Annotated in this window: 24 protein-coding genes; 7 read left to right on the top strand and 17 right to left on the bottom strand. The window is 72.0% G+C overall.

Annotated elements, in window-relative coordinates:
• The first annotated feature begins 149 nt into the window (after window positions 1-149).
• Window positions 150-719: an NADPH-dependent FMN reductase gene (locus tag M3190_RS14560; protein ID WP_251583299.1), complete on the top strand. Its 570-nt coding sequence runs from the start codon at window positions 150-152 to the stop codon at window positions 717-719.
• Window positions 720-780: 61 nt separating this feature from the next.
• On the opposite strand, the gene M3190_RS14555 is transcribed toward M3190_RS14560, so the two are convergent.
• The 3 genes from M3190_RS14555 to M3190_RS14545 all read right to left on the bottom strand — a co-directional run bounded on the left by M3190_RS14555 (window position 781) and on the right by M3190_RS14545 (window position 3,617).
• Window positions 781-1,443 (bottom strand): response regulator, encoded by a 663-nt coding sequence (locus M3190_RS14555; RefSeq protein ID WP_251583297.1) that lies wholly within the window; start codon window positions 1,441-1,443, stop codon window positions 781-783.
• The gene (locus M3190_RS14550) at window positions 1,440-2,699 is read right to left on the bottom strand and encodes a sensor histidine kinase (RefSeq protein ID WP_251583295.1); all 1,260 of its coding nucleotides are present in this window, start codon (window positions 2,697-2,699) and stop codon (window positions 1,440-1,442) included. The genes M3190_RS14555 and M3190_RS14550 overlap by 4 nt, the downstream gene beginning before the upstream one ends.
• Window positions 2,700-2,774: 75 nt before the next feature.
• Window positions 2,775-3,617, bottom strand: coding sequence for an exodeoxyribonuclease III (locus M3190_RS14545; protein ID WP_251583293.1), 843 nt, complete (start codon window positions 3,615-3,617; stop codon window positions 2,775-2,777).
• A gap of 52 nt (window positions 3,618-3,669) precedes the next feature.
• Between M3190_RS14545 and pyrE the strand changes: the two genes are divergently transcribed.
• The gene (gene pyrE / locus M3190_RS14540; RefSeq protein ID WP_251583284.1) at window positions 3,670-4,248 is read left to right on the top strand and encodes an orotate phosphoribosyltransferase; all 579 of its coding nucleotides are present in this window, start codon (window positions 3,670-3,672) and stop codon (window positions 4,246-4,248) included.
• Window positions 4,249-4,265: 17 nt separating this feature from the next.
• On the opposite strand, the gene M3190_RS14535 is transcribed toward pyrE, so the two are convergent.
• The gene (locus tag M3190_RS14535; protein ID WP_251583282.1) at window positions 4,266-4,412 is read right to left on the bottom strand and encodes a hypothetical protein; all 147 of its coding nucleotides are present in this window, start codon (window positions 4,410-4,412) and stop codon (window positions 4,266-4,268) included.
• 83 nt (window positions 4,413-4,495) lie between these two features.
• Between M3190_RS14535 and M3190_RS14530 the strand changes: the two genes are divergently transcribed.
• Window positions 4,496-5,449, top strand: a complete 954-nt coding sequence (locus tag M3190_RS14530; RefSeq protein WP_251583280.1) for an SDR family NAD(P)-dependent oxidoreductase — start codon at window positions 4,496-4,498, stop codon at window positions 5,447-5,449.
• Between the two features lie 59 nt (window positions 5,450-5,508).
• A complete protein-coding gene (locus M3190_RS14525) occupies window positions 5,509-5,760 on the top strand; it encodes a hypothetical protein (protein ID WP_251583271.1) in 252 nt (83 codons plus the stop codon).
• Window positions 5,761-5,854: 94 nt separating this feature from the next.
• Here M3190_RS14525 and M3190_RS14520 read toward each other — a convergent pair whose 3' ends face one another.
• Window positions 5,855-6,499 (bottom strand): metal-dependent transcriptional regulator, encoded by a 645-nt coding sequence (locus M3190_RS14520; RefSeq protein ID WP_251583269.1) that lies wholly within the window; start codon window positions 6,497-6,499, stop codon window positions 5,855-5,857.
• 10 nt (window positions 6,500-6,509) lie between these two features.
• Entirely contained in the window at window positions 6,510-7,790 is a 1,281-nt protein-coding gene (locus M3190_RS14515; protein ID WP_251583267.1) for an Nramp family divalent metal transporter, read from the bottom strand.
• An 82-nt stretch (window positions 7,791-7,872) separates the two neighbouring features.
• On the opposite strand from M3190_RS14515, the gene M3190_RS14510 reads away from it, so the two are divergent.
• Window positions 7,873-8,514, top strand: a complete 642-nt coding sequence (locus M3190_RS14510; RefSeq protein WP_251583264.1) for a TrmH family RNA methyltransferase — start codon at window positions 7,873-7,875, stop codon at window positions 8,512-8,514.
• Window positions 8,515-8,636: 122 nt separating this feature from the next.
• On the opposite strand, the gene M3190_RS14505 is transcribed toward M3190_RS14510, so the two are convergent.
• The 5 genes from M3190_RS14505 to M3190_RS14485 form a co-directional block, all read right to left on the bottom strand.
• Window positions 8,637-9,956, bottom strand: a complete 1,320-nt coding sequence (locus M3190_RS14505; RefSeq protein WP_251583263.1) for an MATE family efflux transporter — start codon at window positions 9,954-9,956, stop codon at window positions 8,637-8,639.
• 69 nt (window positions 9,957-10,025) lie between these two features.
• Window positions 10,026-11,444 (bottom strand): rhamnulokinase, encoded by a 1,419-nt coding sequence (locus tag M3190_RS14500; RefSeq protein WP_251583262.1) that lies wholly within the window; start codon window positions 11,442-11,444, stop codon window positions 10,026-10,028.
• Window positions 11,441-12,298, bottom strand: coding sequence for an alpha/beta hydrolase fold domain-containing protein (locus M3190_RS14495; RefSeq protein WP_251583260.1), 858 nt, complete (start codon window positions 12,296-12,298; stop codon window positions 11,441-11,443). The genes M3190_RS14500 and M3190_RS14495 overlap by 4 nt, the downstream gene beginning before the upstream one ends.
• Window positions 12,299-12,305: 7 nt before the next feature.
• Window positions 12,306-13,472, bottom strand: a complete 1,167-nt coding sequence (gene rhaI / locus M3190_RS14490) for an L-rhamnose isomerase (protein ID WP_251583258.1) — start codon at window positions 13,470-13,472, stop codon at window positions 12,306-12,308.
• Entirely contained in the window at window positions 13,469-13,834 is a 366-nt protein-coding gene (locus tag M3190_RS14485) for an L-rhamnose mutarotase (protein WP_251583255.1), read from the bottom strand. Before M3190_RS14485 ends, rhaI begins: the two co-directional genes overlap by 4 nt.
• A 106-nt stretch (window positions 13,835-13,940) precedes the next feature.
• Between M3190_RS14485 and M3190_RS14480 the strand changes: the two genes are divergently transcribed.
• Window positions 13,941-14,942 carry a LacI family DNA-binding transcriptional regulator gene (locus M3190_RS14480; RefSeq protein ID WP_251583253.1) on the top strand — a complete coding sequence of 334 codons (1,002 nt, stop codon included), beginning with the start codon at window positions 13,941-13,943 and terminating at the stop codon, window positions 14,940-14,942.
• Between the two features lie 150 nt (window positions 14,943-15,092).
• Here the strand turns inward: M3190_RS14480 and M3190_RS14475 are convergent, their stop codons facing one another.
• Genes M3190_RS14475 through M3190_RS14450 form a run of 6 tightly spaced genes read right to left on the bottom strand, consistent with a single transcriptional unit; the run spans window position 15,093 to window position 22,550 of the window.
• Entirely contained in the window at window positions 15,093-16,091 is a 999-nt protein-coding gene (locus tag M3190_RS14475; protein ID WP_251583251.1) for a phosphotransferase family protein, read from the bottom strand.
• Window positions 16,088-17,149 carry a phosphotransferase family protein gene (locus M3190_RS14470; protein ID WP_251583249.1) on the bottom strand — a complete coding sequence of 354 codons (1,062 nt, stop codon included), beginning with the start codon at window positions 17,147-17,149 and terminating at the stop codon, window positions 16,088-16,090. Before M3190_RS14470 ends, M3190_RS14475 begins: the two co-directional genes overlap by 4 nt.
• Complete coding sequence (locus M3190_RS14465; protein WP_251583247.1) at window positions 17,146-19,014, bottom strand: ABC transporter ATP-binding protein; 1,869 nt, start codon at window positions 19,012-19,014, stop codon at window positions 17,146-17,148. Before M3190_RS14465 ends, M3190_RS14470 begins: the two co-directional genes overlap by 4 nt.
• Entirely contained in the window at window positions 19,011-20,147 is a 1,137-nt protein-coding gene (locus tag M3190_RS14460; protein ID WP_251583538.1) for a glycosyltransferase family 4 protein, read from the bottom strand. Before M3190_RS14460 ends, M3190_RS14465 begins: the two co-directional genes overlap by 4 nt.
• Window positions 20,147-21,379, bottom strand: a complete 1,233-nt coding sequence (locus M3190_RS14455) for a glycosyltransferase (protein ID WP_251583245.1) — start codon at window positions 21,377-21,379, stop codon at window positions 20,147-20,149. The genes M3190_RS14460 and M3190_RS14455 overlap by 1 nt, the downstream gene beginning before the upstream one ends.
• Window positions 21,369-22,550, bottom strand: coding sequence for a glycosyltransferase family protein (locus M3190_RS14450; RefSeq protein ID WP_251583243.1), 1,182 nt, complete (start codon window positions 22,548-22,550; stop codon window positions 21,369-21,371). Before M3190_RS14450 ends, M3190_RS14455 begins: the two co-directional genes overlap by 11 nt.
• A 360-nt stretch (window positions 22,551-22,910) precedes the next feature.
• Between M3190_RS14450 and M3190_RS14445 the strand changes: the two genes are divergently transcribed.
• A complete protein-coding gene (locus M3190_RS14445) occupies window positions 22,911-25,205 on the top strand; it encodes a rhamnogalacturonan lyase (RefSeq protein WP_285876466.1) in 2,295 nt (764 codons plus the stop codon).
• The last annotated feature ends 95 nt before the right edge of the window (window positions 25,206-25,300 follow it).

The following is a 25,300-nucleotide window of genomic DNA, read 5'->3' as shown; positions in this document are numbered from 1 at the left end:
CGCAGACCTCCCCCGGGCGGGTGATCCCGCAGGCCCACCGCAAGGGGGACCGTGACGTCAGATTGCATTCACAGGAATAGGAACCCCGGACGGCTCGTTGACTCACACGGTGCCGAACGGCATCCGTTTCGACTTTTTCTGGAGGACCCATGACGAACCGCACCATCGGCTACATCGTCGGCAGCATCTCGTCGACGTCGATCAACCGCCGCCTCGCCAAGGCGCTCGAGCGTCTCGCTCCCGAAGGCACCACGTTGGTCGAGATCCCGATCAAGGACCTGCCGTTCTACTCGGTCGACCACGACGCGGACTTCCCGCAGGCGGCCGTCGACTTCAAGCAGGCGATCGCGGACGTCGATGGCGTCATCATCGTGACCCCCGAGTACAGCCGCTCGATCCCCGGCGTGCTGAAGAACGCGCTGGACTGGGCCGCTCGTCCCTATGGTCACAACGCCTTCAACCTCAAGCCCACCGCCGTGATCGGCACGTCGGGCAGCGGTATCGGCACCGCCGCCGCCCAGCAGCACCTGAAGGCCATCCTCAGCCACTTCAACGCCCCGACGCTCGGACAGCCCGAAGGCTACGTGCAGAGCACGCCCGGCCTGTTCGGCGAGGACGGCGAGGTCACGAGCGACGAGACCGCGGGCTTCCTCACCGGCTACCTGGAGGCCTTCGGCGACCTCATCGACCGCTACGCGAAGGTGCCCGCGGGCGTCTGACCCGCGCTTCGACGGGAACGGCCCCGCCCCGACTCGGGCGGGGCCGTTTCGCGTCTGCGCGTCAGGCCAGGCCGTGCCGATAGGCCCAGACCACGGCGGCCACGCGATCGCGGGCGCCGAGCTTCTGGAGCACGTTCGACACGTGGGTCTTGACCGTCGCCTCGCCGATGAAGAGGTGCTGCGCGATCTCGCCGTTGCTCATCGCCCGCGCGAGCAGACGCAGCACTTCGGCCTCGCGCTCGGTGAGCTCGACCGGCAGGGCGGGCGCGGCATCCGTCTCACGGGGGAGCGGCTCCCTCTCCGTCTGCGCGAACCGCTCGATCACGCGGCGGGTGACGGACGGCGCGAGCAGCGCGTCGCCGGAGTGGGCGACCCGCACGGCGTTCGTGAGCTCCTCGGGCCCGGCGTTCTTGAGCAGGAACCCGCTCGCGCCCGCGGACAGCGCCTGGAAGAGATAGTCGTCGCGGTCGAAGGTCGTCACGATGACGACGGATGCCGGGGTCCCCGCATCCGCCACGATCTGCCGCGTCGCCTCGAGTCCGTCCATCCCGGGCATCTGCACGTCCATGCAGATCACATCCGGGCGCAACTCGCGGGCTGCGACCACCGCGGCATCGCCGTCGCCCGCCTCACCCACGACCTCGATGTCGCCCGCGGCCTCGAGGATCATGCGGAACCCCGCCCGCATCACGGCGTGATCGTCGACCAGCAGCACGCGGATCATGCGGGCACCGCCTGCGTCAGCGGCACGCGTGCGCGCACGAGGAAGCCGCCGCGGTCGCGCGCGCGTGCCTCGAGCGTTCCTCCGGAGGATGCGGCCCGTTCGCGCATGCCGACGAGCCCGAGGCCGGCCCGTCCCGAGATCGGTGCGCGGCCCGTGTTCGAGACCTCGAGCTCGACCGCGTCGTCGGCGTAGCGCAGGCGCACGTCCGCGGTCGCGCCGGGGCCGCCGTGGCGCCGAGCGTTGGTCAGCGCCTCCTGCGCGATGCGGTACAGGTTCACCTGCACGAGATCCGACGTCGGCGTCGCCGCGCCCACGACCGACAGCGTCGTCGGCAGGCCGTTCTCGTTCGCGTGCGCGACGAGGGCGGGCAGGGCATCGAGGCGCAGCGTCGACCCGCCGAGCGCGTCGGCGTCAGGGGCGTCGGTGTCGGGCGTGCGGAGCGTCTCGAGCAGCTGCCGCAGTTCGGTCAGGGCCTCCCGGGCGGAGGACTCGATACCGGTCAGGGCGGTGCGAGCGGCATCCGGGTTCTGCTCGAACACCGTGCGCGCCGCGCCCGCCTGCACCCCCATCGCCGACACGTGGTGGGCGACGACGTCGTGCAGCTCGCGCGCGATGCGCACCCGGTCGAGGGCGACCGCCTGTGCGGCCGTGCGCTCGCGCTCGACCTCGAGTTCCGCGGTGCGCTCCTCGAGGGCGGCGCGCTCCATCGCCCCGGTGTAGGCGCGCTCGCCGAAGAGGTAGGCGCCCCCGAAGAAGGCGACGTTCACGAGGAACTGGATGAGCGCGAACGCCGCGAACGGCGAGAAGGGGCCCTCCTGCGAGAATCCGTCATCGGATGCCGCCGACTGGAACATCGTGACCAGCAACCACACGAACATCGCGACGATGAGCAGGATCCGCACGAGCGCTGCGCGCCGGCGGTCGGCGACCCAGGCCCCGACCGTGTACATCGCGATGAAGAGCGCGACGTTGCCGACGTACACCTCGGGGATGCCCGCCGACATCCCGACGAAGAAGGCCACCGAGACGCCGATGAGCACCGTGTTCGGAAACCGGCGCCGGAGCGCGAGGGGCGCGGTGATCGCGACGGCGTAGAGCAGCGCCCAGTGCAGAGCCGGCGGGTTGCCCCCGTAGATGTTCGAGACCGTGCCGAGCGCGGTGCTGATCAGGCCGGCGACCAGCATCCCGGCGGCGAGCCAGGCGTCGTGACGCCGTTCGGTCGCGGTGACGGCGCGGCGGAGCGTCGAATCGGGCATGCTCCCCACGCTAGAGGGGCGGATGCGGCGCGGCATCCGTCGTGCGGGGGAGACCGACGACCGTTCGCCGCGTCGTCAGAAGATCATCGGACGGTCGTCGTCCTCGTCCTCGCCCCCGAGCTCGAGGTCGACGACGACGGGGACGTGGTCGCTCGGGATCTCGCCCTTGCGCTCGTCGCGGTGGATGGAGGCCCCGACCACTCCGTCGGCGAAGGCCGCCGAGCCCAGGATGAAGTCGATGCGCAGCCCCTCGTTGCGCGGGAAGCGCAGCTGCTTGTAGTCCCAGTAGGTGTAGCCCGTCGGGACGAGCGGACGGACCGTGTCGGTCAGACCCGCGTCGAGCAGGGACTGGAACGCGGCGCGCTCCTCGGGGGAGACGTGTGTCGTCACTCCCTCGACCACCGTCGGGTCGCCGTTGTCGGCATCCGTCGGAGCGATGTTGAAGTCGCCCACGAGCGCCAGCGGCAGGTCGGGCTGCGCGGCGAGCGAAGACTGGGCGTAGGCGCGGAGCGCCTCGAGCCAGTGCAGCTTGTACTGGAAGTGGGGGTCGTCGAGGCCGCGGCCGTTGGGGACGTAGAGGCTCCAGACCTTGACCCCGTCGATCGTCGCGCCCAGTGCCCGCGCCTCCTGCGGGGCATCCGGGCCCTCGTGTCCCTTCAGGAACCCGGGCATGTCGGGGAAGGCGTACTCGACCTCGGTGAGGGGCTCTCGGCTCGCGATCGCGACGCCGTTCCACTGGTTCAGACCGTGCGCCTCGACGTGGTACCCGGCCTCTTCGAACGCCTCATAGGGGAACTGCTCGGGCTTGCACTTGATCTCCTGCATCGCGAGCACGTCGATGTTCTCGCGTACGGCGAAGTCGACGGTGCGCACGACGCGCGCGCGGATCGAGTTGACGTTCCAGGTGGCAAGCCGCATGGTTCCCAGCCTAGATCGGGCGTCGGACGCCGCCGGTCGTAGACTCGGTGCCGTGACCGTCGCCTCCACGCCCGAACTCGAAGCCGACCGCCAGCGCCTCATCTCGCTCATCCAGGAGGAGGCCGTCTTCCACGGCGACTTCACCCTGTCGAGCGGCAAGAAGGCGTCGTACTACGTCGACATGCGCAAGCTGACGCTCGACCACCGTGCGGCCCCCGCGATCGGACGCATCATGCTCGACCTCATCCGCGACGTCGACGGCATCGTCGCCGTCGGCGGACTCACCCTCGGCGCCGACCCGATCGCCAACGCCGTCATGCATGAGTCGGCGCGCACCGACGCCCCGCTCGACGCGTTCGTCGTCCGCAAGGAGCCCAAGGACCACGGCCGCGGCCGCCAGGTCGAGGGAGCGGATGTCGCGGGCAAGCGCGTGATCGTCGTCGAGGACACCTCGACCACCGGACAGTCGGCGCTGAAGGCCGTCGAGGCGCTGCGCCGCGAGGGTGCGGAGCCGGTCGCCGTCGCCGTCATCGTCGACCGCAAGACCGGCGCTCAGGCCGCGGTCGAGGCCGAGGGTCTCACCTGGCTCGCCGCGATCGACCTCGACGATCTGGGACTGGCGCCGCAGTAGTCACCCGAGCGGGCGGCTCACTTGGGCTCGAGGTCGTCCCACGGCTTGCGGTCGCGCCGGTCGTCGCCGCGCCGCCGGAAGGCGCGGACGATGATGATCACGAGCGAGGTCAGCATCGTCAGCCCGACGACGCTGTACAGCAGGTTCTGCTCGAGGTCGTTCATGCGTCCACTCTTGCACGACAGGTCCCGTGGGGGCTCGCGCAAGAGGATGTCGCTCACAGACGCCCGCGCGTAGGGTCGAGGATGTGGCGCGCGATGACTGGGACCCGGACGATCTGCCCGATCTGAGCGGCCGTCGCTACCTCGTCACCGGGTCGAACACGGGCGTCGGATTCTTCTGCTGCCTGCAGCTCGCCGCCGCCGGCGCTCACGTCGTCATGACGGCCCGTAACCCCTCTCGGCTGTCCCGTGCCCGGGCCGCGGTCCTCGCCCAGGTTCCGGATGCCGACCTCGAGACCCTCGCCCTCGACACGAGCAATCTCGGCTCGGTCCGTGCCGCGGCCGCGACCGTCCGCGGACGAGTCGGACTGCATGGTGCCCTCTTCAACGCGGGCATCGTCCATCCCCCGAAGGAGCGCGAGGTGACCCGTGACGGGCACGAGCTCGTCATCGCCACGAACGCCCTCGGGCACTACGCGCTCGCCGGGGCGCTGCTGCCCGCGCTCGCCGCCGCGCGCGGTCGCATGGTGTGGCTCGGATCTGTCGCGACGACGCTCTTCCCATGGGATCCCATCGACCCGGAGCTCGTCCACGACTACACGCCGTGGCGGGCGTACGTGCAGTCCAAGGTGGCGACCGCCGCACTCGGGTTCGAAGCGGACCGTCGGCTGCGCGCGGCATCCGTCCCCGTCCAGAGCCTCGTCGCGCACCCCGGCTACTCGCTCGGCGGACGGACCCGGAGGATCGCGGGCGTCAGCGCGCCGTCCCGCCGTAAGCGCCTGCTCGGCGGGCTGCAAGCGGCCGTCGCGCAGTCGAAGGAGCGCGGCGCGTGGGCTCCCGTGCGGGCACTCGTCGACCCGGATGCGGACGGCGGCCAGTACTGGGGTCCGGCGCGCACCTACACCGGGGCGCCGGTGCGCCAGCGCGCGCCGCGCATCGCGATCGATCCCGACGTCGGAGCCCGCATGTGGCACTACGCCGAGCACGCGACGCGCACCGAGTGGCCGTATCTGAAGGGCCGCCGGTTGCGCCTGCGCTGAGCCGCGTCGCCGGTGCGGCCGTGCTTGCTCTGCCGGGCTCGGGGCGGTAGGGATGGCACATGGCTGACACGGCGCGGGCGAGGCCCGAGGTGCGCGAGGTCCTCGACGAGGCGCGCGCCATCATCGGGGACCGCGCCGTGCGCGAGATCGCGATGTTCGGGGCCGTCGCGCTCATGGTCGACGACTCCATGGCCGTCGCGGTCTTCACGGCGAGTCACTGCTCGTACGGGTGCGCGATGACGAGGATGCCGCGCTGCTGGCAGAACCCGATGCGTCACGCGCGCACATGGGCGAGCGGTCGATGGGGCTGAGCTGGCTGCGGATCGCGCTCGACGCCGAGCACTCCCGCCTGGAGTTCTGGGTCCGAGCGGCGCTGCGGCGCCCCGGCAAGAGCGCGAACTGACCTCAGGCGGTCAGCCAGACCGCGTGCGCAGCGGCGGGCGGTAGTTCGATCGTCGCACCGCCGTCGAGCTGCACGGCATCCCGGCCCGTGATCTTCACGGTGTGGCCGACGTCGATGCGGAGCTCCTCGAGCGAGCGCAGCAGTGCGGGGTCGCGGTCTGAGACGCGCAGCACCCGCCCGGTGTGCCCGATCGTCGCCTCGGCGAGGAGGACGAACGGCTCCCGTTCGACGCTGCCGTCCGGACCCGGGATGGCGTCTCCGTGCGGGTCGAAGCGCGGGTGGCCGAGGCGGGCGTCGATGCCGGCGAGGAGGCGGTCGCTGATCGTGTGCTCGAGCACCTCGGCCTCGTCGTGCACCTCGTCCCACGCGTAGCCGAACTCGCGCACCAGCCACGTCTCGATGAGGCGGTGCCGGCGGATCACCGCGGTCGCGCGGGAGGTCCCGGCATCCGTCAGCGAGATCGGGCCGTAGGGACGGTGCGACACGAGGCCCTGCGCGGCGAGCTTCTTGATCATCTCCGTGACGGATGACGGCGCGAGTCCGAGTTCGGCGGCGAGCACGGAGGGGGTCACGGGATCGGTCTGCCACTCGGTGTGGTGGTAGATCGTCTTCAGGTAGTCGTCGACCGTGGACGCGGAGGCGGGCACGGTCCTCAGGCTATCCGCCGGAGAGGGTCAGCCAGAGCAGCAGACCATTGAGCGTCACGAGGAAGATCGAGGCGAGGATGCCGGCGATCGTCGTCCACACGCGGTTCCGGTAGCTGCCGAGCAGGTCGCGCTTCGCGGTCAGCGCGACGAGCGGGATGAGGGCGAACGGGATGCCGAAGCTCAGGATGACCTGGCTGAGGATCAGCGCGAACGTCGGGTCGACGCCGAGGGCCAGCACCGCGAGCGCCGGCACCAGTGTCACGAGGCGGCGCGCGAGGAGGGGGATGCGCACGCGCAGCAGTCCGTGCATGATCTCGGCGCCGGCGTACGCGCCGACGGCGCTGCTGGCGAGTCCGCTCGCGAGCAAGCCGACGGCGAACAGGGTCGCGACGACCGGCCCGATGCCGTTCCGCAGGGCCGCGTAGGCGCCTTCGAGACTGTCGGTGCCGGGCACGCCGGAGAGGTTCGCCGCCGCCAGCAGCAGGATGCAGAGGTTCACCGAGCCGGCGATCGCGAGGGCGATCGTGACGTCCCAGCGCGTGGCACGCAGCACCCGGCGGGTGTCGATGGACGCGTCGGCGGCCGCGGCATCCGTCTTGGTGCGGTCCTCGGTGGGCCGGAACCGGTCGCGGGCGAGCGAGCTGTGCGCGTAGATCGCGTGCGGCATGATCGTCGCGCCGAGGATGGATGCCGCCAGCAGCACCGAGTCCGTGCCGTCGAAGCGGGGGATCAATCCTTCCACGACGCCGGTGGCCTCGGGTGGTCCGACGAAGACGCCGTACGTGAAGCCGAGGGCGATGATCGCCATCAGGCCGATGATGACGAACTCGAAGCTGCGCGCGCCGCGACGCGACTGGATGAGCAGGAGGGCGATCGAGACCGCGCCGGTGATGAGGCCGCCCCACACGAGCGGGACGCCGAACAGCAGCCAGAGGGCGACGGCGCCGCCGATGATCTCGGCGACGTCGGTCGCCATGGCGACGAGCTCGGCCTGCAGCCAGTAGGCGCGGCGCGCGGTGTTGCTGCGGATGCGGGTGCCGAGCACCTCGGGCAGGCTCTGCCCGGTGACGATGCCGAGCTTGGCCGAGAGGTACTGGATCAGCCAGGCCATGACGTTGCCGAGGACGACGACCCAGACGAGCAGGTAGCCGTAGCGAGCGCCGGCGGTCATGTTGCTCGCGACGTTGCCGGGATCCAGGTACGCGACGCCCGCGACCAGCGCTGGTCCCAGCAGCCACGCCGCGCGGGTGCGTGCGCGTGCGGGGGTCGGGTCGACGGCGGTTTTCGGCATGCCGAAAACGCTAGCAGGATTTTTCGGCGTACCGAAAGATCGACGACCTCGTGAGGATCGCCGTCCGGACTAGCCTGGACCGGTGCCCGATCCGACCGACGCCGCCGACGCGGAGCCGCAGCTCCCGGTGGGGGTCGGGCCCTGGCCGGGCGGTCCGGACGCCTGGCCAGACGATCCGCGCTACGACCGCGACCTCCTCGAGCACGGCGATCGCCGCAACGTGATCGACCGATATCGCTACTGGACGATGGCGGCGATCGTGGCGGACCTCGACGAGAAGCGGCATCCGTTCCACGTCGCGATCGAGAACTGGCAGCACGACATGAACATCGGCTCGATCGTCCGCAGCGCGAACGCGTTCGGCGCGGCCGAGGTGCACATCATCGGCAAACGGCGCTGGAACCGGCGCGGCGCGATGGTGACCGACCGGTACCAGCACGTCCGTCACCACGAGGACGTCGCGGCTTTCGCCGCATGGGCGGATGCCGCCGGGCTCCCGATCCTCGCGATCGACAACGTCGACGGGTCGGTGCCGGTCGACCGTGCGGACCTGCCGGAGCGCTGCGTGCTGCTGTTCGGGCAGGAGGGTCCCGGGCTGTCGCCCGAGGCGCTGGCCGCGGCATCCGGTGTGCTCGAGATCACCCAGTACGGGTCGACCCGGTCGATCAACGCCTCGGCCGCGGCGGCGGTCGTCATGTACGAGTGGTGCCGCCGCTACGCCTGATACTCGGCCGGGTCAGTCCTCGATCGTGAGGTCGACGGTGTAGGTGGCGTCGGTTCGACCGACGACCAGCAGGGCGAAGCCGGGTCGTGCATCCGTCGGGAGGCTGGGGGCGGGCGGTGACGTCACACCGCGACGGTCAGCCACTCGGCCCGGCGCACCCGCCAGCCGAGCGTCGCGAGGCGCGCGAGCATGTAGACGCCGAAGAAGCACGCGGCGAGCCAGGCGAGCCCGCCCGCCCCGGCCGGGTGTACGGCGATGAGGATGAGCAGCACCGGCAGGTACGGCACGAGGTTGAGGCCGCCGGCGATCGCGAGATACTTCGCGTCGCCGGCCCCCATGAGCACGCCGTCGAGGACGAAGACGACACCGCAGATCGGCTGGGCGATCGCGAGCACGAGGAGCGCCGGCTGGATCAGCGCGGCCAGTTCCGGGTCGCCGGTGAAGGCGAGTCCGATCACCCCCGACAGGCCCGCGATGAGGGCGCCGACAATGACGCCGAACCAGGCGCCCCACGCGACCGTGCGGCCGAGCACGCGCCGCACGAACGGTTCGTCCCCGGCGCCGAGACCGCGTCCGATCAGGGCCTGTGCGGCGATCGCGAGCGCGTCGAGGGCGAACGCCGCCGTCGAGAAGATCGTGAACGCGACCTGCCACCCGGCGAGCTCGTCGGTGCCGAGTCCCGTGGCGACGCCGACGGTCGCGAGCAGCGCGGCGCGGAGGGAGACCGTCCGCAGGAACAGCCACCCGCCCGACCGTGCCGATCCGCGCACGCCCTCGCGCTGGGGCAGGACGGATGCCGAGTGCCGCCGCGCGAGCCGTCCGATCACGACGGCGTAGGCGGCGACCATGCCCCACTGCGCGGCGACCGTGCCGGCGGCGGAACCGGCGATGCCCCACCCGAACCCGTAGATGAACAGCCAGTTCAACAGGGCGTTCGCACCGAAGCCGAGGCCCGCGATCCACAGCGGGGTGACCGTGTCCTGCATGCCGCGGAGAAGTCCCGTCGCGGCGAAGACGATGAGCATGGCGGGCAAGCCCCACATCGACAGCGCGAGGTAGGTGACGGCCTGCTCGGCCACCTCTCTGCTGGGCCCGAAGAGGTCGACGAGCCAGGGCGTCGCGAGCGAGCCGGCCAGGGCGAGGAGTGCGCCGAGGCCGAGCGCCAGCCACAAGCCGTCGATGCCCACGCTGACCGCGCTCTTGCTGTCGCCGGCGCCGAACCGGCGGGCCACGGCGGGGGTGGTCGAATAGGCCAGGAAGATCATGAGGCCGACGATCGTCTGCAGCACGGCGCTCGCGATCCCGAGCCCCGCGAGCGGCACGACGCCGAGGTGGCCGATGAGTGCGGCATCCACGATCAAGAACATCGGCTCGGCCACCAGCGCGCCCAGCGCTGGCACGGCCAGGCGCAGGATCTCGCGGTTCAAGGTCTGCGCGGCCATGGTTTTCAGCCTAGGGGCGGGCGGCGACAGAGCCGCTGCGCCGTGTGCACTGGCGCCGGTCGCAGCGACTCAGCCGCCGCGCGGCTCGTACCGGCGGGGCCTGTGGGTGCGGGCGACGAGGTCGCGGAGCGCCTCGAGAGAGCCGGTCACGAGGCCGGCGGCCCGAGCCTGCACGAGGATGTTCCCGAGCGCTGTCGCCTCGACCGGCCCGGCCAGCACGGGAACCCCCGCACGGTCGGCGGTGCGTTGGCACAGCAACTCGTTGAGCGCCCCGCCGCCGACCACATGGATGACCCGCACATCGACCCCGCCGACGCGTCCGGCCTCGTGCGCCACGTCGGCGAACGCCTGCGCGAGCGACTCGATGATGCTGCGGGTGATCTCGGCGCGGCTGTGCGGAGCGGCGACGCCGTGCTCGGCGCACCAGGCGGCGATGCGGGCGGGCATGTCGCCCGGGGGGAGGAAGCGGGGGTCGTCGACGTCGAACACCGACACGGGCCCCGTCACCGAGGCCGCGGCGTCGAGCAGGTCGCCGAGGTCGATCGTCTCGCCCTCGCGCTGCCAGCCGCGGACCGTCTCGCTCAGGATCCACAGCCCCATGACGTTGCGCAGCAGGCGGATGCGGCCGTCCACACCGCCCTCGTTCGTGAACTTCGCCTCGCGCGCCGCGTCGGTCAGCACGGGGCGCGGGGCCTCGACCCCGACCAGACCCCACGTGCCGCAGGAGATGTAGGCCGCATCGCCGGAGGACATCGGCACCGCGACGACGGCGGATGCCGTGTCGTGCGACCCGACGGCGGTGACCGAGGCCTGGGTGCCCAGGGCCGCGGCGACATGCGCCGACAGGTCGCCGATCGTCTCGCCGGGGGAGACCAGCGGCGCGAGGAGGCTCGGCGACAGGCCCAGCGCGGCGATCAGATCGGCATCCCACTCGCCCGTGTCGGCGCGGAGGAGCCCCGTCGTCGACGCGTTCGTGCGCTCTGTGCGCGCCTGTCCCGTGAGCCAGAACCCGATGAGGTCGGGGATGAGCAGGGCGTGATCGGCGAAGTCGAGGAGGCCGCGGTCTTCGGCGGCGAGCTGGTAGAGCGTGTTGAACGGCAGGAACTGCAGACCGTTCCGGGCGAACAGGGCCGCGTGCGGGTGGCTCGCGTGGACCGCCTCGACACCCCTTACCGTCCGCTCGTCGCGGTAGTGGAAGGGCTCGCCGAGCAGGCGGGCCTTCGCGACGAGGCCGTAATCGACGGCCCACGAGTCCACGCCGATGCTGGTGACACCCGCGTCGCCGCGCAGGGCTTCGCGCAACCCGTCCAGAACCGATCCGTACAGACCGAGCAGGTTCCAGTGCAGCCCGTCGGGCAGGCGAACCGGATCGTTGGCGAAGCGCGCCACCGTCGTCGTCTCGAGCGTGTCGGCGCCGACGCGGCCGACGATGACGCGACCGCTCGTGGCCCCCAGGTCGACGGCGGCGACCGCCGCCGTGCGGCTCACGAACCCAGCGCCGCGAGGCGCGCGGCGAAGCGGGCGAGGGTGAGGGATGCGGCATCCCCCTCCTCCGGACGGTTCAGGTGCCCGTGCCCTGTGCCCGGCTCGATGACGTGCTCGACCTCGCGGCCGGCGGCGGCCAGCGTGCGGGCGAAGTGCTCGCTCGAGACGCGCAGCTCGTCGATGTCGCCCGCGACGATGAGCGTCGGCGGGAACTCGGCGAGCTCGTCCGAAGTCGCGAGGCCGGGGATCGCCGCCGTGGGCGCGCCCACGATGGAACCGCCGAGGTAGTTCTCGTACATGCCGAGCACGACCGCAGGGCCGAACCGGTCCGCGTCCGGGTCCGCGTCGAGCGCCGCACGCAGCGCGGCGTCGGGCGACGGCTGCTCGGCGAGGAGCGTCGGGTACGCGAGCAGCACGAGCGCCGGGAGTGCCCGGTCGTTCGCGATGAGACGCAGCACGGCGCCGGTCGCGATGTTCGCTCCTGCGCTGGCCCCGCCGATCGCGAGTCGCGCGGGGTCCACCCCGAGGGTGGCCGCCTCGGCGTGGAGCCAGTCCCACACCGCGAGCGTGTCGTCGGATGCCGCGGGGAACCCGGCGCGCTCGCGCCCGGGCTCGGCGAGAGGGGGCTCCCACCCGTCCGGCAGGGGCGCGAGGCGGTAGTCGACGGAGATGACCGTGGTCCCGGCATCCGCCAACGTCCGTGCGACATGGTCGGCCTCGGGCATGTCGATGTCGCCGGCGGCGAACCCGCCGCCGTGCAGCCAGACGAGTCCGGGGGTCGGCCGCTCGAGGACGCGCGCGGGGTAGACGCGGACGAGTCCGCCGGCCGCTCCGTAGGGGGGAGGGGTGTCGCTCATCGGTCGATCATGCACCCCAGCCGGCCTGCGTGCCGCCGACGCGCTCGTCGGCGATCCTCTGCAGGTGACCGGATGCCGCGTAGGCGGCCATCGGGTCGGAGGGGAGGCCGCGCGACTCGCGCCACTGGGCGAGCGCGGGGCGCACGTCGGTGTAGAAGGCGTCCATGAGGATGCCGTTGGCACCGAGGACGTCGTTGGCCTGCTGCGCCGCATCGAGCGCCGAGCGGTCGACGAGCAGCGCGCGGGCCGTCATCTCCTGCACGTTGAGGACCGAGCGGATCTGGCCGGGGATCTTGTCCTCGATGTTGTGGCACTGGTCGAGCATGAAGGCGACGTCGGGGTTGTTCAGTCCGCCGCCGCGCACGACCTCGACGAGGATGCGGAACAGCTGGAAGGGGTCGGCGGCGCCCACGATGAGGTCGTCGTCGGCGTAGAAGCGCGAGTTGAAGTCGAACGAGCCGAGCTTGCCGAGCCGCAGCAGCTGCATGACGATGAACTCGATGTTCGTTCCGGGTGCGTGGTGACCCGTGTCGAGGCAGACCATCGCCTTGTCGCCGAGGGCGGCCACCTGCGCGTAGGACGTCCCCCAGTCGGGAACGTCGGTGTGGTAGAACGACGGCTCGAAGAACTTGTACTCGAGCACGAGTCGCTGCTCCTCGCCCAGGCGGGCGTAGATCTGCTGCAGCGAGTCCTGCAGGCGGTCCTGGCGGCCGCGCATGTCGTTCTGGCCCGGGTAGTTCGACCCTTCGGCGAGCCAGATCTTGAGGTCGCGCGAGCCCGTCTCGTGCATGATGTCGATGCACTCGAGGTGGTGGTCGATGGCCTTGCGGCGGATGCGCTCGTCGTGGTGGGTGAGCGCCCCGAACTTGTAGTCCTCGTCCTGGAAGGTGTTCGAGTTGATCGTGCCGAGCTGCACGCCCAGGTCCTCGGCGTGACGGCGCAGCGCCGCGTAGTCGTCGACCTTGTCCCATGGGATGTGCAGCGCGACGCTCGGGGCCAGCGCGGTGTAGCGGTTGACCTCGGCGGCATCCGCGATCTTCTCGAAGGGGTCGCGCGGGGTGCCCGCCGTCGCGAAGACGCGGAAGCGCGTGCCGGAGTTGCCGAACGCCCAGCTGGGCAGCTCGATGCCCTGGCCTTCGAGCTGGGTGAGAATCTCGGGGGAGAGCGTGGTCATGACGGGTCGCTTTCTGAAGGGGCGTCGGCGGCGGCCGCCGACTGGTCGTGCAGGTTGAAGACTTCGACGAGAGGGGTCGCCGCCTGATCGGGGCGGCCCTCGAGGCCGACGAAGAAGCGGCTCATCTCGGCCTCCCATCGGGCGGCGATGGGCGAGGCTGCGAGGTAGGCCTGGGCGGCCGTGTCGTCGTCGACCTCGTAGTAGCCGAAGAGCCGCCCGCCGTCGCCGAGGAAGAGGGAGTAGTTGCGTCGCCCGGCGGCGGCGATCTCGGCGAGCATCTCGGGCCAGACCGGGGAGTGGCGGGCGACGTACTCGTCGATGAGCGCAGGGTCGATCTGCAACTGGAAGGCGACGCGGGGCATGTCACTCCTTCGTGAGCGCGGGTCGTTGATCGGGGAATCGTTCTATGAAACGATTCAAGAATTAGAACAGTAACGTGGGTGCGAAGCATCCGTCAAGGCAGGTCACGTGGCAGTCAGTGTGAAGGACGTCGCTCGCACCGCGGGCGTCTCGGTGGGGACCGTTTCGAACGTCCTCAACCGGCCTGCGAAGGTCGCCCCGGCGACCGTCGAACGCGTGCACGCCGCCATCTCGGCGCTCGGGTTCGTCCGCAACGACGCCGCACGCCAGCTGCGCGCCGGTCGTAGCCGCACCATCGGCCTCGTCGTGCTCGACTCGGCCAACCCCTTCTTCGCCGAGGTCGCGCGGGGGGCCGAGGAGCGGGCCGCCGAGCACGGCGTGATCGTGCTGTTCGGCAGCAGCGGGCAGGATGCCGCCCGCGAGAACACCTATCTCGACCTCTTCCGGGAGCAGCGGGTCAACGGCGTGCTGCTCACCCCGATCGCCCTCGACGACACCCGGGCCGCGATTCTCGAGACCGCCGGGGTGCCCGTCGTGCTTCTCGACGCCGAGGCCGACGGCGACCTGCCCTCCGTGGCCGTCGACGACGTCGAAGGCGGCTACCTGGCCGTGCAGCACCTGTTGCAGCAGGGGCGCCGGCGCATCCTGTTCGCCGGGGGACCGGCATCCGTCCGCCAGGTGGCGGACCGCCTCGAGGGCGCGAAGCGCGCGCTCGCCGAGGTGCCCGGGGCCACGCTCGAGGTCGCCTCGACAGACGAGCTCACCGTCCTCGCGGGCCGGCTCGTCGGTGAGCAGCTCGCCCATCGCGACGCGATCGACCGGCCCGACGGCGTGTTCTGCGCCAACGACCTGGTCGCGGTCGGGGTCCTGCAGGGTGCCGGCATCCTCGGATCCCTCCGCGTTCCGGAGGACCTGGCCCTGATCGGCTACGACGACATCGCCTTCGCGCAGTCCACGGTCGTACCGCTCAGCTCGATCCGGCAGCCCGCGCGGGAGATCGGCGCCGCCGCCGTCGACGCGCTGTTCGCCGCACTGGAGGACCCGGATGCCGCGCCGCAGCGCATCCGCTTCCGTCCCGAGCTCGTCGTCCGCGCCTCGACCGGGGGCTGACCGACCCGGCACCCGAGCGCGCCTCGGGCGTGAACGGGTGAGGTGGCCACATCATGTGCTCCGGACGACAACACCCGCTGTGAACGCGCCACAACGTGTGTCCTCGTCGAGAGCACATGATGTGGGCGGGAGGGCCGGCACGCCGCCGGCTCAGGTGAGGAGGGCGCGCTCGGCCCAGCCGCGCCAGCGCGGACGGAAGAGGTAGAGGCACGCGAGGCGCAGGCGGGTCGAGGCGCGGTAGGCGGCCATGCGCTCGGGGTCGGCGCCGACGGCGTACGCGGTCCGGTCGATCCAGGTGCGGGCGACATCGGCCCGGGCGGGCGTCCAGAGACCCTGCTCGGCACGCAGATCGACGTGCTCCTTCAGGTTCGCGAGGTCGAGCTCGGGCTCGGCGGCGCTGACGGTGTCGACGTCGAGAAGACCCAGGCGATCGCCGTCCCACAGCAGCTGCTTGTCGTGCAGGTCCCGGTGAGCCAGCACGAGACGCGACGACGGATGCCGCAGCAGCCGCGCCTGCACCGCATCGGCCCTCCGGCGGATGGCGTCGCCGTCAACGGGCAACGCGCGTGCGGCGTGCCCCGCCCACTCCCAGACGACCGCGACTTCGGCAGCGGCGTCGTGCGGGGTCGCGGCGGCCGCATCCGTCCCGGCGAGGGCGATCCAGGCGTCGTGCCAGGCGGCCCACGGGGCGTGCGGATCGCCGTGGTCGCTCGCGCCCCACGCGTGGAGCGTCGACCCCGGCAGCGCCGAGAACCGCACGACGCCGCGGCCCTCGGCGTCGGTGTCGCGCTCGAGCGCGGGCACCGCGAAGGCCGTGCCGAAGGGTGCCGCGCGCTCGGCCGCGGCGATCACGGCGGCCGCCTTCTTCGGGCGGACGATCTTCAGGTACGCCGTGCCGTCGGGAGCGCGGACGACGGCGCGCTTGCCGGGCCGGTGCGAGACCACGTCGCCGGTGATCCCGTGGAGCCCCGGAAGGGCGGGGTCCTCGCCGGCGGGAGCGACGGCGAGGCGTCCCGACGACCACCACGCTCCGCGCACGCGGTGGCCCGCGCGGAGCTCGACGGGCACGGGCCCCTCGGCGACCGGCCACGCCCGCGACACCGTCCACTCGAGACCGCGATGACGGACGCGCTCCGGCAGACCGATCATCGGACCGCCTCCTCGGCGACGTCGACGGCGGCGTGGAGACCCTCGAGCCAATCGGGTCGGCCGCTGCGGAACGGTTCGACCGCCCGCTGCAGGGCCGCTGTCGCCGTCCATCGCGCCACGGCGCGCTCGTCGACCGGAACCTCGTAGCCCGAGCGGAGGGCATCAGTCAGGGTGCGCCCGGCCAGCAGCTCGCCGGCGGCGAAGGATCCGAGGTCCCGCTCGGGCTCGCCCCAACCGGCGCGGTCGAAGTCGATGAGGCGCACATCATCACGGTCGCGCAGCACCTGGTCAGCGGTGAAGTCGCCGTGGACGAGCGCACGTCGGTCGCCCGAGGGCAGTGCGCGGATGCGTCCAGCGACCGCGGTCGCGCGGGTCCCGGCATCCGCGTCGAGCAGGCGGATCGCGGCCACCGCCGTCGCCAGGTCACCCTCGGCGGAGGACGCGGAGGGCGCATCGCCCGCCGTTGCGGCGTGGACCGCCGCGAGCGCGCGGCCTGCGGCGGCGGCCGCGGGCGGCGAGGGCGACACGGCGAGATCGCCCGACCCCCACCACGGGGTGCGCTGCACACCGGCATGCACCTGATGCGCGGGCAGCACGGCGAGCCCGGCGGCGGCGAGGCGCTGCGTGAGGGCGGGGCGCCCGGCATCCGTCGCCGCGACCTTCACCACGTCGTCCCCGGCGCGCAGCACGACGCGGCGGTGCGGGTTGTAGCGCAGCACGGTCGCGTCGTCGCCCAGCACACGACGGGCACGGCGCAGGGTCTTCGCGAGCACGCGGTCGGCGGTGAGGGGGCCGGCGACACCGCCCGGCACCTGGGTCAGCCGCGCGCCCGTGTCGGCGGCGCGAGCGTGCAGCTTGGCGATCTTGGCGACGTCGACATAGGCGGCGACCCAGCCGTGCTCGCCCCGGGAGGTCACTCCGAGCACGATGCTCGTCGCCGGCTTGTACCGCACTCGGGTGATCCGCACGTCGCGTCCGAGCACCTCCGAGAGCCGCGTCGCGTCGAGCAGGACGTCGAGCGCGAGGGCCGGATCGCGCAGCATCGTCGTGGCGCTCACGAGGCGACCTCCTCGGCCCGCATCGCCGTCCGCGCGGTGCGGAACCACTGCGACAGGCGCGTACCCGGATCGGCGAGGAGGGCGGCCGGATCTCCGTCCTCGACGATGCGGCCGTCCTCGAGCCACAGCACACGGTCGGCGCCCGTGACGGCGGCGGGGTCGTGGGTGATCGTGAGGGTCGTCCGGCCCGCGGTGAGCTCGTCGAGCGAGCGCTGCACGGCGTGCTTGGACTCGGGGTCGAGGCCCGTCGTCGCCTCGTCGAGGATCACGATCGGGGCATCGCGCAGCAGTGCACGCGCGATGGCGACGCGCTGCCGCTGCCCGCCCGAGAGCGTGTTGCCGCGTCCGCCCAGAACGGTGTCGTAGCCGTCGGGCAGGGCGGCGATGAACTCGTGCGCCCGAGCCCGGCGCGCGGCGGCCTCGACCTCGGCGTCGGTCGCGCCGAGGCGGCCGTGCCGGATGTTCTCGCGCACCGTCGTGGCGAACAGCACCGTCTCCTGCAGCACGACCGATACGGCACCGCGGACGCTGTCGAGCGTCGCCGCGCGCAGGTCGACGCCGTCGATCGTGACGCGACCCCACGCGGGGTCCATCGAGCGGCCCACGAGTGCGGCGAGCGTCGACTTGCCTGCGCCCGAGGGACCCAGCAGGCACACCGACTCGCCCGCGCGCAGGTCGATCGACAGTCCCCGGAACAGCGGCGTCCCGCGCCCGTCGGCGAGGGTCACGTTCTCGAACGACACGGCGCCGGCGTGCGGGCGGAGCGGTACGGCATCGGGGGATTCGACGACCTCGACGGGCGTCTCGAGCAGGTCGGCGACGCGCTCACCGGATGCCGCGGCCCGGGCGATGCGCCCGGTGTACTTCGCGAGGTCCTTGAGCGGGCGCATCGCGAGCTTGAGGTACGCGGTGAACACGACCAGGTCACCGGGCGACATGCGGTTCTCGAGCACCTGCCACCCGCCGCCGACGAGGACGAGCGCGAGGGCGAGACCCACGATGACGTCGGTGCGACGCTCGAGCGCGGCGGCGAGGCGTCGCGCCTTGACGCCCTCGCGCAGAGCGACGGCGTTGCCTCGGGCGAACACGCTGCCGCGCTCGCGCTCGAGACCGAAGGCCTGCACGACGCGGATCGCGTCGAGCGTCTCGGCCGCCGACTCCGCGAGGCGGCCCTCGCCCTTGCGGGTGGTCCGCGACGCGGCGGTGATCGCCGTGCCCGACCGGCGCGAGAGCAGCCAGTAGGCCAGAGCGGATGCCGCGACCACCACCGTCAGCATCGGGTCGAGCCACATCATGACGGCCGCCAGGGTCACGAGCGTGATGACGTTGCCGATCAGCGGCAGGCCGGCGCTCACCGCGACCTCCTGGAGCCGCCCGACGTCGCCGACGAGCCGCTGCACGATGTCACCCGACGGCGCCGTCGCATGGAAGCGGATCGACAGTGCCTGCAGGTGGTCGAAGACCCGAGCCCGCAGGGCCGTCGCGACACGCGAGCCGACGAGGGCGAACGCGATCGTGCTCAGGTACGAGCTCAGCGCGCGCAGGCAGACGATCACGAGCAGTGCGACGCCGCACCCGACGAGCAGGTCGACGGTGGCCGGAGGGATGCCGGTCGTCGCCGCCCCCGTCGCGCCCAGGCTCACCGCGAGGGAGTCGACGACGAGTTTGAGGGGCCAGGGCTCGAGGACGCGGAACGCGACCTCGAGGAGGAGGACGAGGAGCCCGGCGATCAGGAGCAGCGCATGCGGACGCAGCAGCGGCCGGACGATCGCGAGGGTCCGATGGATCGGTCCGGCCGCCCGGGCCTCGGCCCGGGCGGCACGGGCTGCTGTGCGGTCGGGGCGGGCGGTGCGGAAGCGGCTCATGCGGGGACCTCCTCGTGGGGGGTGCGATCGGGGAGCGCGGTCAGGATGCGGTCGAGGACACGGGTCCAGTCGTGGTGGGCGACGGCATCCGCTCGTCCTTCGGCGCTGAGGCGGCCGGTGAGGCCTCGGTCGTCGGCGAGGCGGGCCAGCGCCGCGGCCAGGGCGTCGGCTGAGCCCGGCTCGACCAGCAGACCGGTGCGGCCGTGGTCGATGATCGCCGGCACCTGGCCGATGGCCGAGGCGACGACGGCGAGCCCGGCCGCCAGGTATTCGTAGACCTTGAGCGGCGAGAAGTAGCCGGCTCCGGGCGGGTACGGCGCGACGCCGACGTCGAGCGCTGCGAGCGCGGCGGGCACGTCGGCGGGGCGGAGTGCGCCCGTGGGGTGGACGGCGACGCCGCGCTCCGCGGCGCGGGCCAGCAGGGCGGGTCCCTCGGGTCCGTCGCCGACGAGGGTCAGCGTCGCGCGCTCATCGAGGGAGGCGACCGCATCGATGAGCACCTCGACGCCGTGCCAGGGCTTCAGGGTCCCGACGAAACCGATGCGCAGCGGGCCGTCGCTGCCGCGGTCACGGGGACGGATGCGGGCGGTGTTGACGCCGTTGGGGACGACCAGGGGGGAGCATGCTCCGTGAGCTGCAGCCCACGCCGCGACCGGCTCGGACACGCACGCGACGACATCGGCGGTCGCCAGGGCGTCGTGCGCTGCGGCGACGGCTCCGGTCTCGTCGATGAGGTCGCGGTGCTGCTTCTGCTCCTCGATGAGGGGTGCGTTCACCTCGAGCACGAACGCGGCGCCCGTCGCGCCGGCGACGACCGCACCGACGCGGCTGAACAGCGAGAACCGCTCGTAGACGAGGTCGCAGCCGTCCGTCACGATGCGGGCGGCGAGTTGCCGGGACGCCTCCGCGACCGACCGCTCGCGCTCTGCGGGCTCACCCTTGCCGACGGCGATCTCGACGACCGGGACGTCGGCGAGGTCGCCCGGGACGTGGTCGCCGCGACGTGTGCAGTAGAGGGTGACCTCGTCGCCGCGGGCGCGGAAGGCGCGGACGATCTCCTGCACGTGCACCGACGCGCCCTTCGTGCCGAACACCGGGATGCCCGGGTCGACGCAGACATAGGCGATGCGCATCACGCCACCTCCTCGAGCACGCGGCGACCGGCAGTGAGCGCGGCGAGCTCCGACGCCTGCCGCCGCGAGTCGAAACGCTCCTCCACGAGGCGACGGGCACGGGAGGCGAGGCCCGCGGCATCCGTCGTCCCGTCCGCGAAGCCGCGCAGCGCGGCGACGAGGTCCTCGACCGAGCCGGCGCGGCAGAGGACCCCGGTGTCGCCGTCGCGGACGATCTCGGGAATCCCGGTGACGTCGGTCGAGATGCAGGGGATGCCGGTGGCCATCGCCTCGAGCAGGACCGTGGGCAGACCGTCGGCGTTGCCGTCGTCCGAGACGACGCACGGCGCGACGAAGACGTCGGACTCGCCGAGCAGCCGCGCGACGTCGTGCTGGGGGAGCGGACCGAGCAGGCGGACCCGGTCACCGACGCCCGCGCACTCGATGCGGGCGCCGAGATCGCCGGCGAGTTCGCCCGTGCCGGCGATCTCGGCCGAGACGTCGACACCGGCGTCGCGCAGGCGCACGACCGCGTCGACGAGGACGTCGAACCCCTTCTTCGCGACGAGGCGGCCCACCGCCGCGATGCGGAGCGGACCGCGACGCACAGGGCGGGGGCGGAAGCGGAACCGGTCGAGTTCGAGCCCGTTGTAGAGGCGGTGCACATCGCCCGTCGCGGGGAGCGTCTCGCGCAGGAAGGCGAGGTTGTAGTCGCTGACCGTGACGGTGAACGCCGCGTCCTCGAGCTTCTGTGCGAGGGCTGCGCGGTCGACGCTCTCGTGGAACAGGTCCTTCGCGTGTGCCGTGAACGAGTAGGGGATGCCGGTGAGCCGCGACGCGAGCCGTGCCACGGTCGTCGCGACCGAGCCGAAGTGCGCGTGCAGGTGGGTGATCCGCTCGCGACGGGCCGCGGCGGCGAGCAGCACCGCCTGCACGGCGTCGTCGACCTCGGCGGCGAGGAGATCGCCGAGGTGGGCGGCGATCGCGTCGGCCAGTGCCGGGTCGGCCGCGGCATCCCGCAGGACGGACCAGAGCGCGGACGGCTTCGTCGGGCGTCCCAGGTGGAACACCGGAGCCTGCACCCGGGCCAACTCGGGGTGGAAGCGGGTGTCGTCGGTGGGGCGCAGGGCGAAGACGGCGAGGTCCTCGCCGAGCGCCTCGCGGGCGAGGATCTCGGTGACGACGAACGTCTCGGAGAACCGTGGGTAGACCTTGACGACGTAACCGATGCGCGGTGCGGTCTCAGACGGCATGCTCCATCAGCTCCTTCCGGGTGCGGGCCGCGGCGACGAGCTCGGCGGCGTGGTCGGCGACGGTCGCGAGACCGTCGAGATCGATTCCGGCCCGCGCGACGCGGGAGCCGACGGCGCGGGCGAAGAAGGCCGACAGCGCCTCGGGGGTGGCATCCGCCGACGAGAGGGTCTCGACCGCGCCGAGCGAGGCGAGCGCCGCGGCCCGCAGCGGCTGCTCGACGCGACGGTTGTCGCGAGGCACGATCAGCGCGGGGGTCGACGTGCTCATGATCTCGGCGACCGCGTTGTACCCGCCCATGCTGACGACCGCGTCCGCGCGGCGGATGAGGGCCAGCGCGTCGGGCACTGATCGGGTCACGGTCGTCAGAGGCCCCGCCGCAGCGCGGATCGCTCGGCGGTCCTCGGCGGGCATCTCGGGCCCGGTGACGATGACGTGACGGATGCCGGCGGGCACGGTGGCCCGCGCTGCCGCCGTCGCGATCGCGCCGCCGTCCGAGCCGCCGCCGACGGTGGTCAGCACGAACGGCTCCTCGGCGACGGGGTGGCCGCGGCCGGGGCGACCGTGGCTGAGGTATCCGGTGTGGCGGACGAGAGGGACGAGGCCCGCCGGGATCTCGCCGGTGCGGGTGAGGTCGTGGACACCGGGGTCGCCGTACACCCAGATCTCGTCGAAGGACCGGCGCACGGCATCCGCTCCACCGATCGCAGCCCATTCGGCGTGCGTCACGGACGGCTCGTCGAGGACGTCGCGCAGGCCGAGGACGGTCGTGCACGACGGGCGGTGGTGGCGGAGCCAGTGCAGCGTCGGTGCGAGCTCCTGCTCGACACCGAAGGCGTGCCGGTCGACGACGAACAGGTCGGGGCGGAAGGCGGCCATCGCCGCCTGCACGCTGCCACCGCGGATGCCGGTGACCCGCTGGAGTCCCGCCGTGAGGTGCTGCGAGGAGTAGCCGCCGGGGCCGGTCGTGATGCTGGGGAGGATGAGCCAATCCCACCCGGGCGGGGTGGGGAAGGTCGTCGCGGCGGACTGTCCGCTGATGAGCAGGCCGGTCACCTCGTCGCCCAGCAGCGCGGGGAGGCGTTCGCTGAGTGCGTGGGCGATGGCCAGGTTGCGGCGGACGTGGCCGAGGCCGACGGAGTCGTGCGAGTAGAGCGCGATACGGATCACCATGGTGAAGCCTCCGGGGCCGAGGGGTGGACGTCGATGTGTCCACCGTGCCGACGGCCGCTAAGCCGGATGTGAGCCGTGTGTGAGAGCGCACTTATGTCGGGTGTGTTTCATGCGGCATCCGCCCCTCGCGAGAGTGCGCGCTCGAGCCGAACGGCGCGCGCAGCCCGGCCACATCATGTGCTCCGGACGAGAACACACGTCGTGGAGGGCTCACATCGTGTGGTCTCGTCGCGAGCACATGATGTGGACGTAGGAGGGGATGCCGGGACGCAGCGCCCGTTGACACGATTCAACCCCGCACGTAGGCTCGCGGTGCGACTGGGGAAAGCGCATTCCATCACGAGTTCGAAGGTGAACAGCATGAGAAGACCCGTCCGCACGTCCGTCGTCGCCGCGCTCGCCGCAGCGGCACTGCTGGTCCCGGCTCAGGCCGCGATCGCCCACCCGGGTCACGGTCCGGGAAAACCGAAGCCCGGTGCGTCGCCACAGCTCGAGACGCTCGACCGCGGCCTCGTCGCCCTCCCCGGCGAGGACGGGATCCACCTCACGTGGCGCCTGTTCCGCAGCGAGGCGACGGGAGCGACCGAGACCGGCCTCACCGGCACCGACTTCGTCGTGAAGCGCGACGGAAGGCGCATCGCGACCGTCACCGACTCGACGACCTACGTCGACCCGGACGGCACCGACCGGTCGCGCTACACCGTCTCGCCGCTGCAGGGGAAGCGCGAGGGCAAGCCGTCCGAGAAGGTGGCGGTGCAGGGTTCGCCCTTCCTCGACATCCCGCTCACGAAGCCCGCGGACGGCATCACGCCCGCCGGCGAGGCGTACACCTACTCGGCGAACGACGTCTCGGTAGGCGACGTGGACGGCGACAGAGCGTATGAGTACGTCGTCAAGTGGGACCCGTCGAACTCGAAGGACGTCTCGCAGGTCGGCTACACCGGCCCGGTCTACATCGACACCTACGAGCTCGACGGCACGCTGCTGAACCGCATCGACCTCGGTGTGAACATCCGCGCCGGAGCGCACTACACGCAGTTCCTCGTCTACGACTTCGACGGCGACGGCAAAGCCGAGATCATGATGAAGACGGCCCCGGGAACCAAGAGCACGGAGTACAAGAAGGGCAAGGCGAAGAAGTCCGCGTTCGTGACGATGCCGAAAGCCGACCGCAAGGCCGGCTACTCGCACAGCGACGACTACCGGCTGAGCGCCGAGGGCTACGCCGCCCACCTCGCCGACGTGTTCCAGGGCTGGTCGGAGCGCGACGAGGTCGTGTCGGGCCAGTGGCCCGCCACGATCGAGGAGGCGCTCGGCACCGAGCCGACGCACGACTACCCGCTGTCGCGCGCCGACGCCGAAGAGCTCGTCGACTACTTCATCGACGTCTACGCCCCGTCGCGCTCGGCTCGGAACGTCCTGCGGAACTTCGAGGGCTTCATCGTCGACGGTCCGGAGTACCTCACGGTGTTCGAGGGCAAGACCGGCAAGGAGCTTGAGACCGTCCGCTACGAGCCGAGCCGCGGCGACGACGGCCTGCTGTGGGGCGACTACGCCATGTCGCGCATCGAGCCGGGCAACCGCGTCGACCGCTTCCTCTCGGGAGTGGCCTACCTCGACGGGCAGCATCCGTCAGCGGTGTTCGCGCGGGGCTACTACACGCGCTCGACCGTCGCGACCTACGACTGGAACGGCAAGCACCTCACGAAGCGCTGGTTCGTCGACAGCGGCCATGTCCCGATGACCAACCCGTTCAACGACGGCCCGCACGGCCGCGACGGCACCGACCCCGAGTACGGCACGCTCACGACGCAGGGCTTCCACAGCCTGAGCGCGTCGGACGTCGACGGCGACGGCAAGCAGGAGATCGTCTACGGCTCGGCGACGCTCGACGACGACGGCAGCCTGCTCTACTCGTCCTTCGACACGATGCCCGAGGGCAGCGCGACGCCGGGTGAGAACGTGCGGCTCGGTCACGGCGACGCGATGCACGTCGGCGACTTCGACCCGAACCGTCCCGGCAAGGAGATCTTCACGGTCCACGAGGGCGGCGCGTACGCCCCGTACGGGACGGCGATGCGGAATGCCGCGACGGGCGAGGTGCTCTTCGGCGCCTACTCCGGCCGCGACACCGGCCGTGGGATGGTCGGCGACGTCCGCTCCGACATCCCGGGCATAGAGGTGTGGTCGAGTATGCCCGCAGGGACGGATGCCTCGGGCCTCCTCTCCGCCGAGGGTGACATCCTGCAGCCCACCAACCCCGGCACGAACATGTCGATCCGGTGGGCCGGTGACCTCACGACGCAGATCGTGAACGGGGCGCAGACCGTGACCCCGACGATCGACGACTGGACGCGCGGGACGCTGCTCACGGCATCCGGCACCCTCACGAACAACGGCACGAAGGGCAATCCGTCACTCGTCGCCGATGTCCTGGGGGACTGGCGCGAGGAGCTGCTCGTGCGGACGGCCGACTCGTCGGCGCTGCGCATCTACGTGTCGACCGAGCCGACCGAGCACAAGCTCTACACGCTCATGCACGACCCGCAGTACCGGGCCGAGATCGCGCGTCAGCAGACGACGTACAACCAGCCCGCGTACACGGACTTCTACCTGGCGTCCGACATGTCCTTCGCGGACGTGCCGCTGCGCTGACCGGTGGACTGAGAAGGGGCGGATGCCGGTGGCATCCGCCCCTTCGTCGTGCAGTGCATGGAGGCGAGCGGGTGTCCACGTGCGTTGCGTGCATG

The sequence above is a fragment of the Microbacterium oleivorans genome (genome assembly GCF_023715745.1).
GTDB lineage: Bacteria > Actinomycetota > Actinomycetes > Actinomycetales > Microbacteriaceae > Microbacterium > Microbacterium oleivorans_D.
Note: the sequence above shows the minus strand (reverse complement) of the source record. Positions and strands in the feature narration are given on the sequence as shown.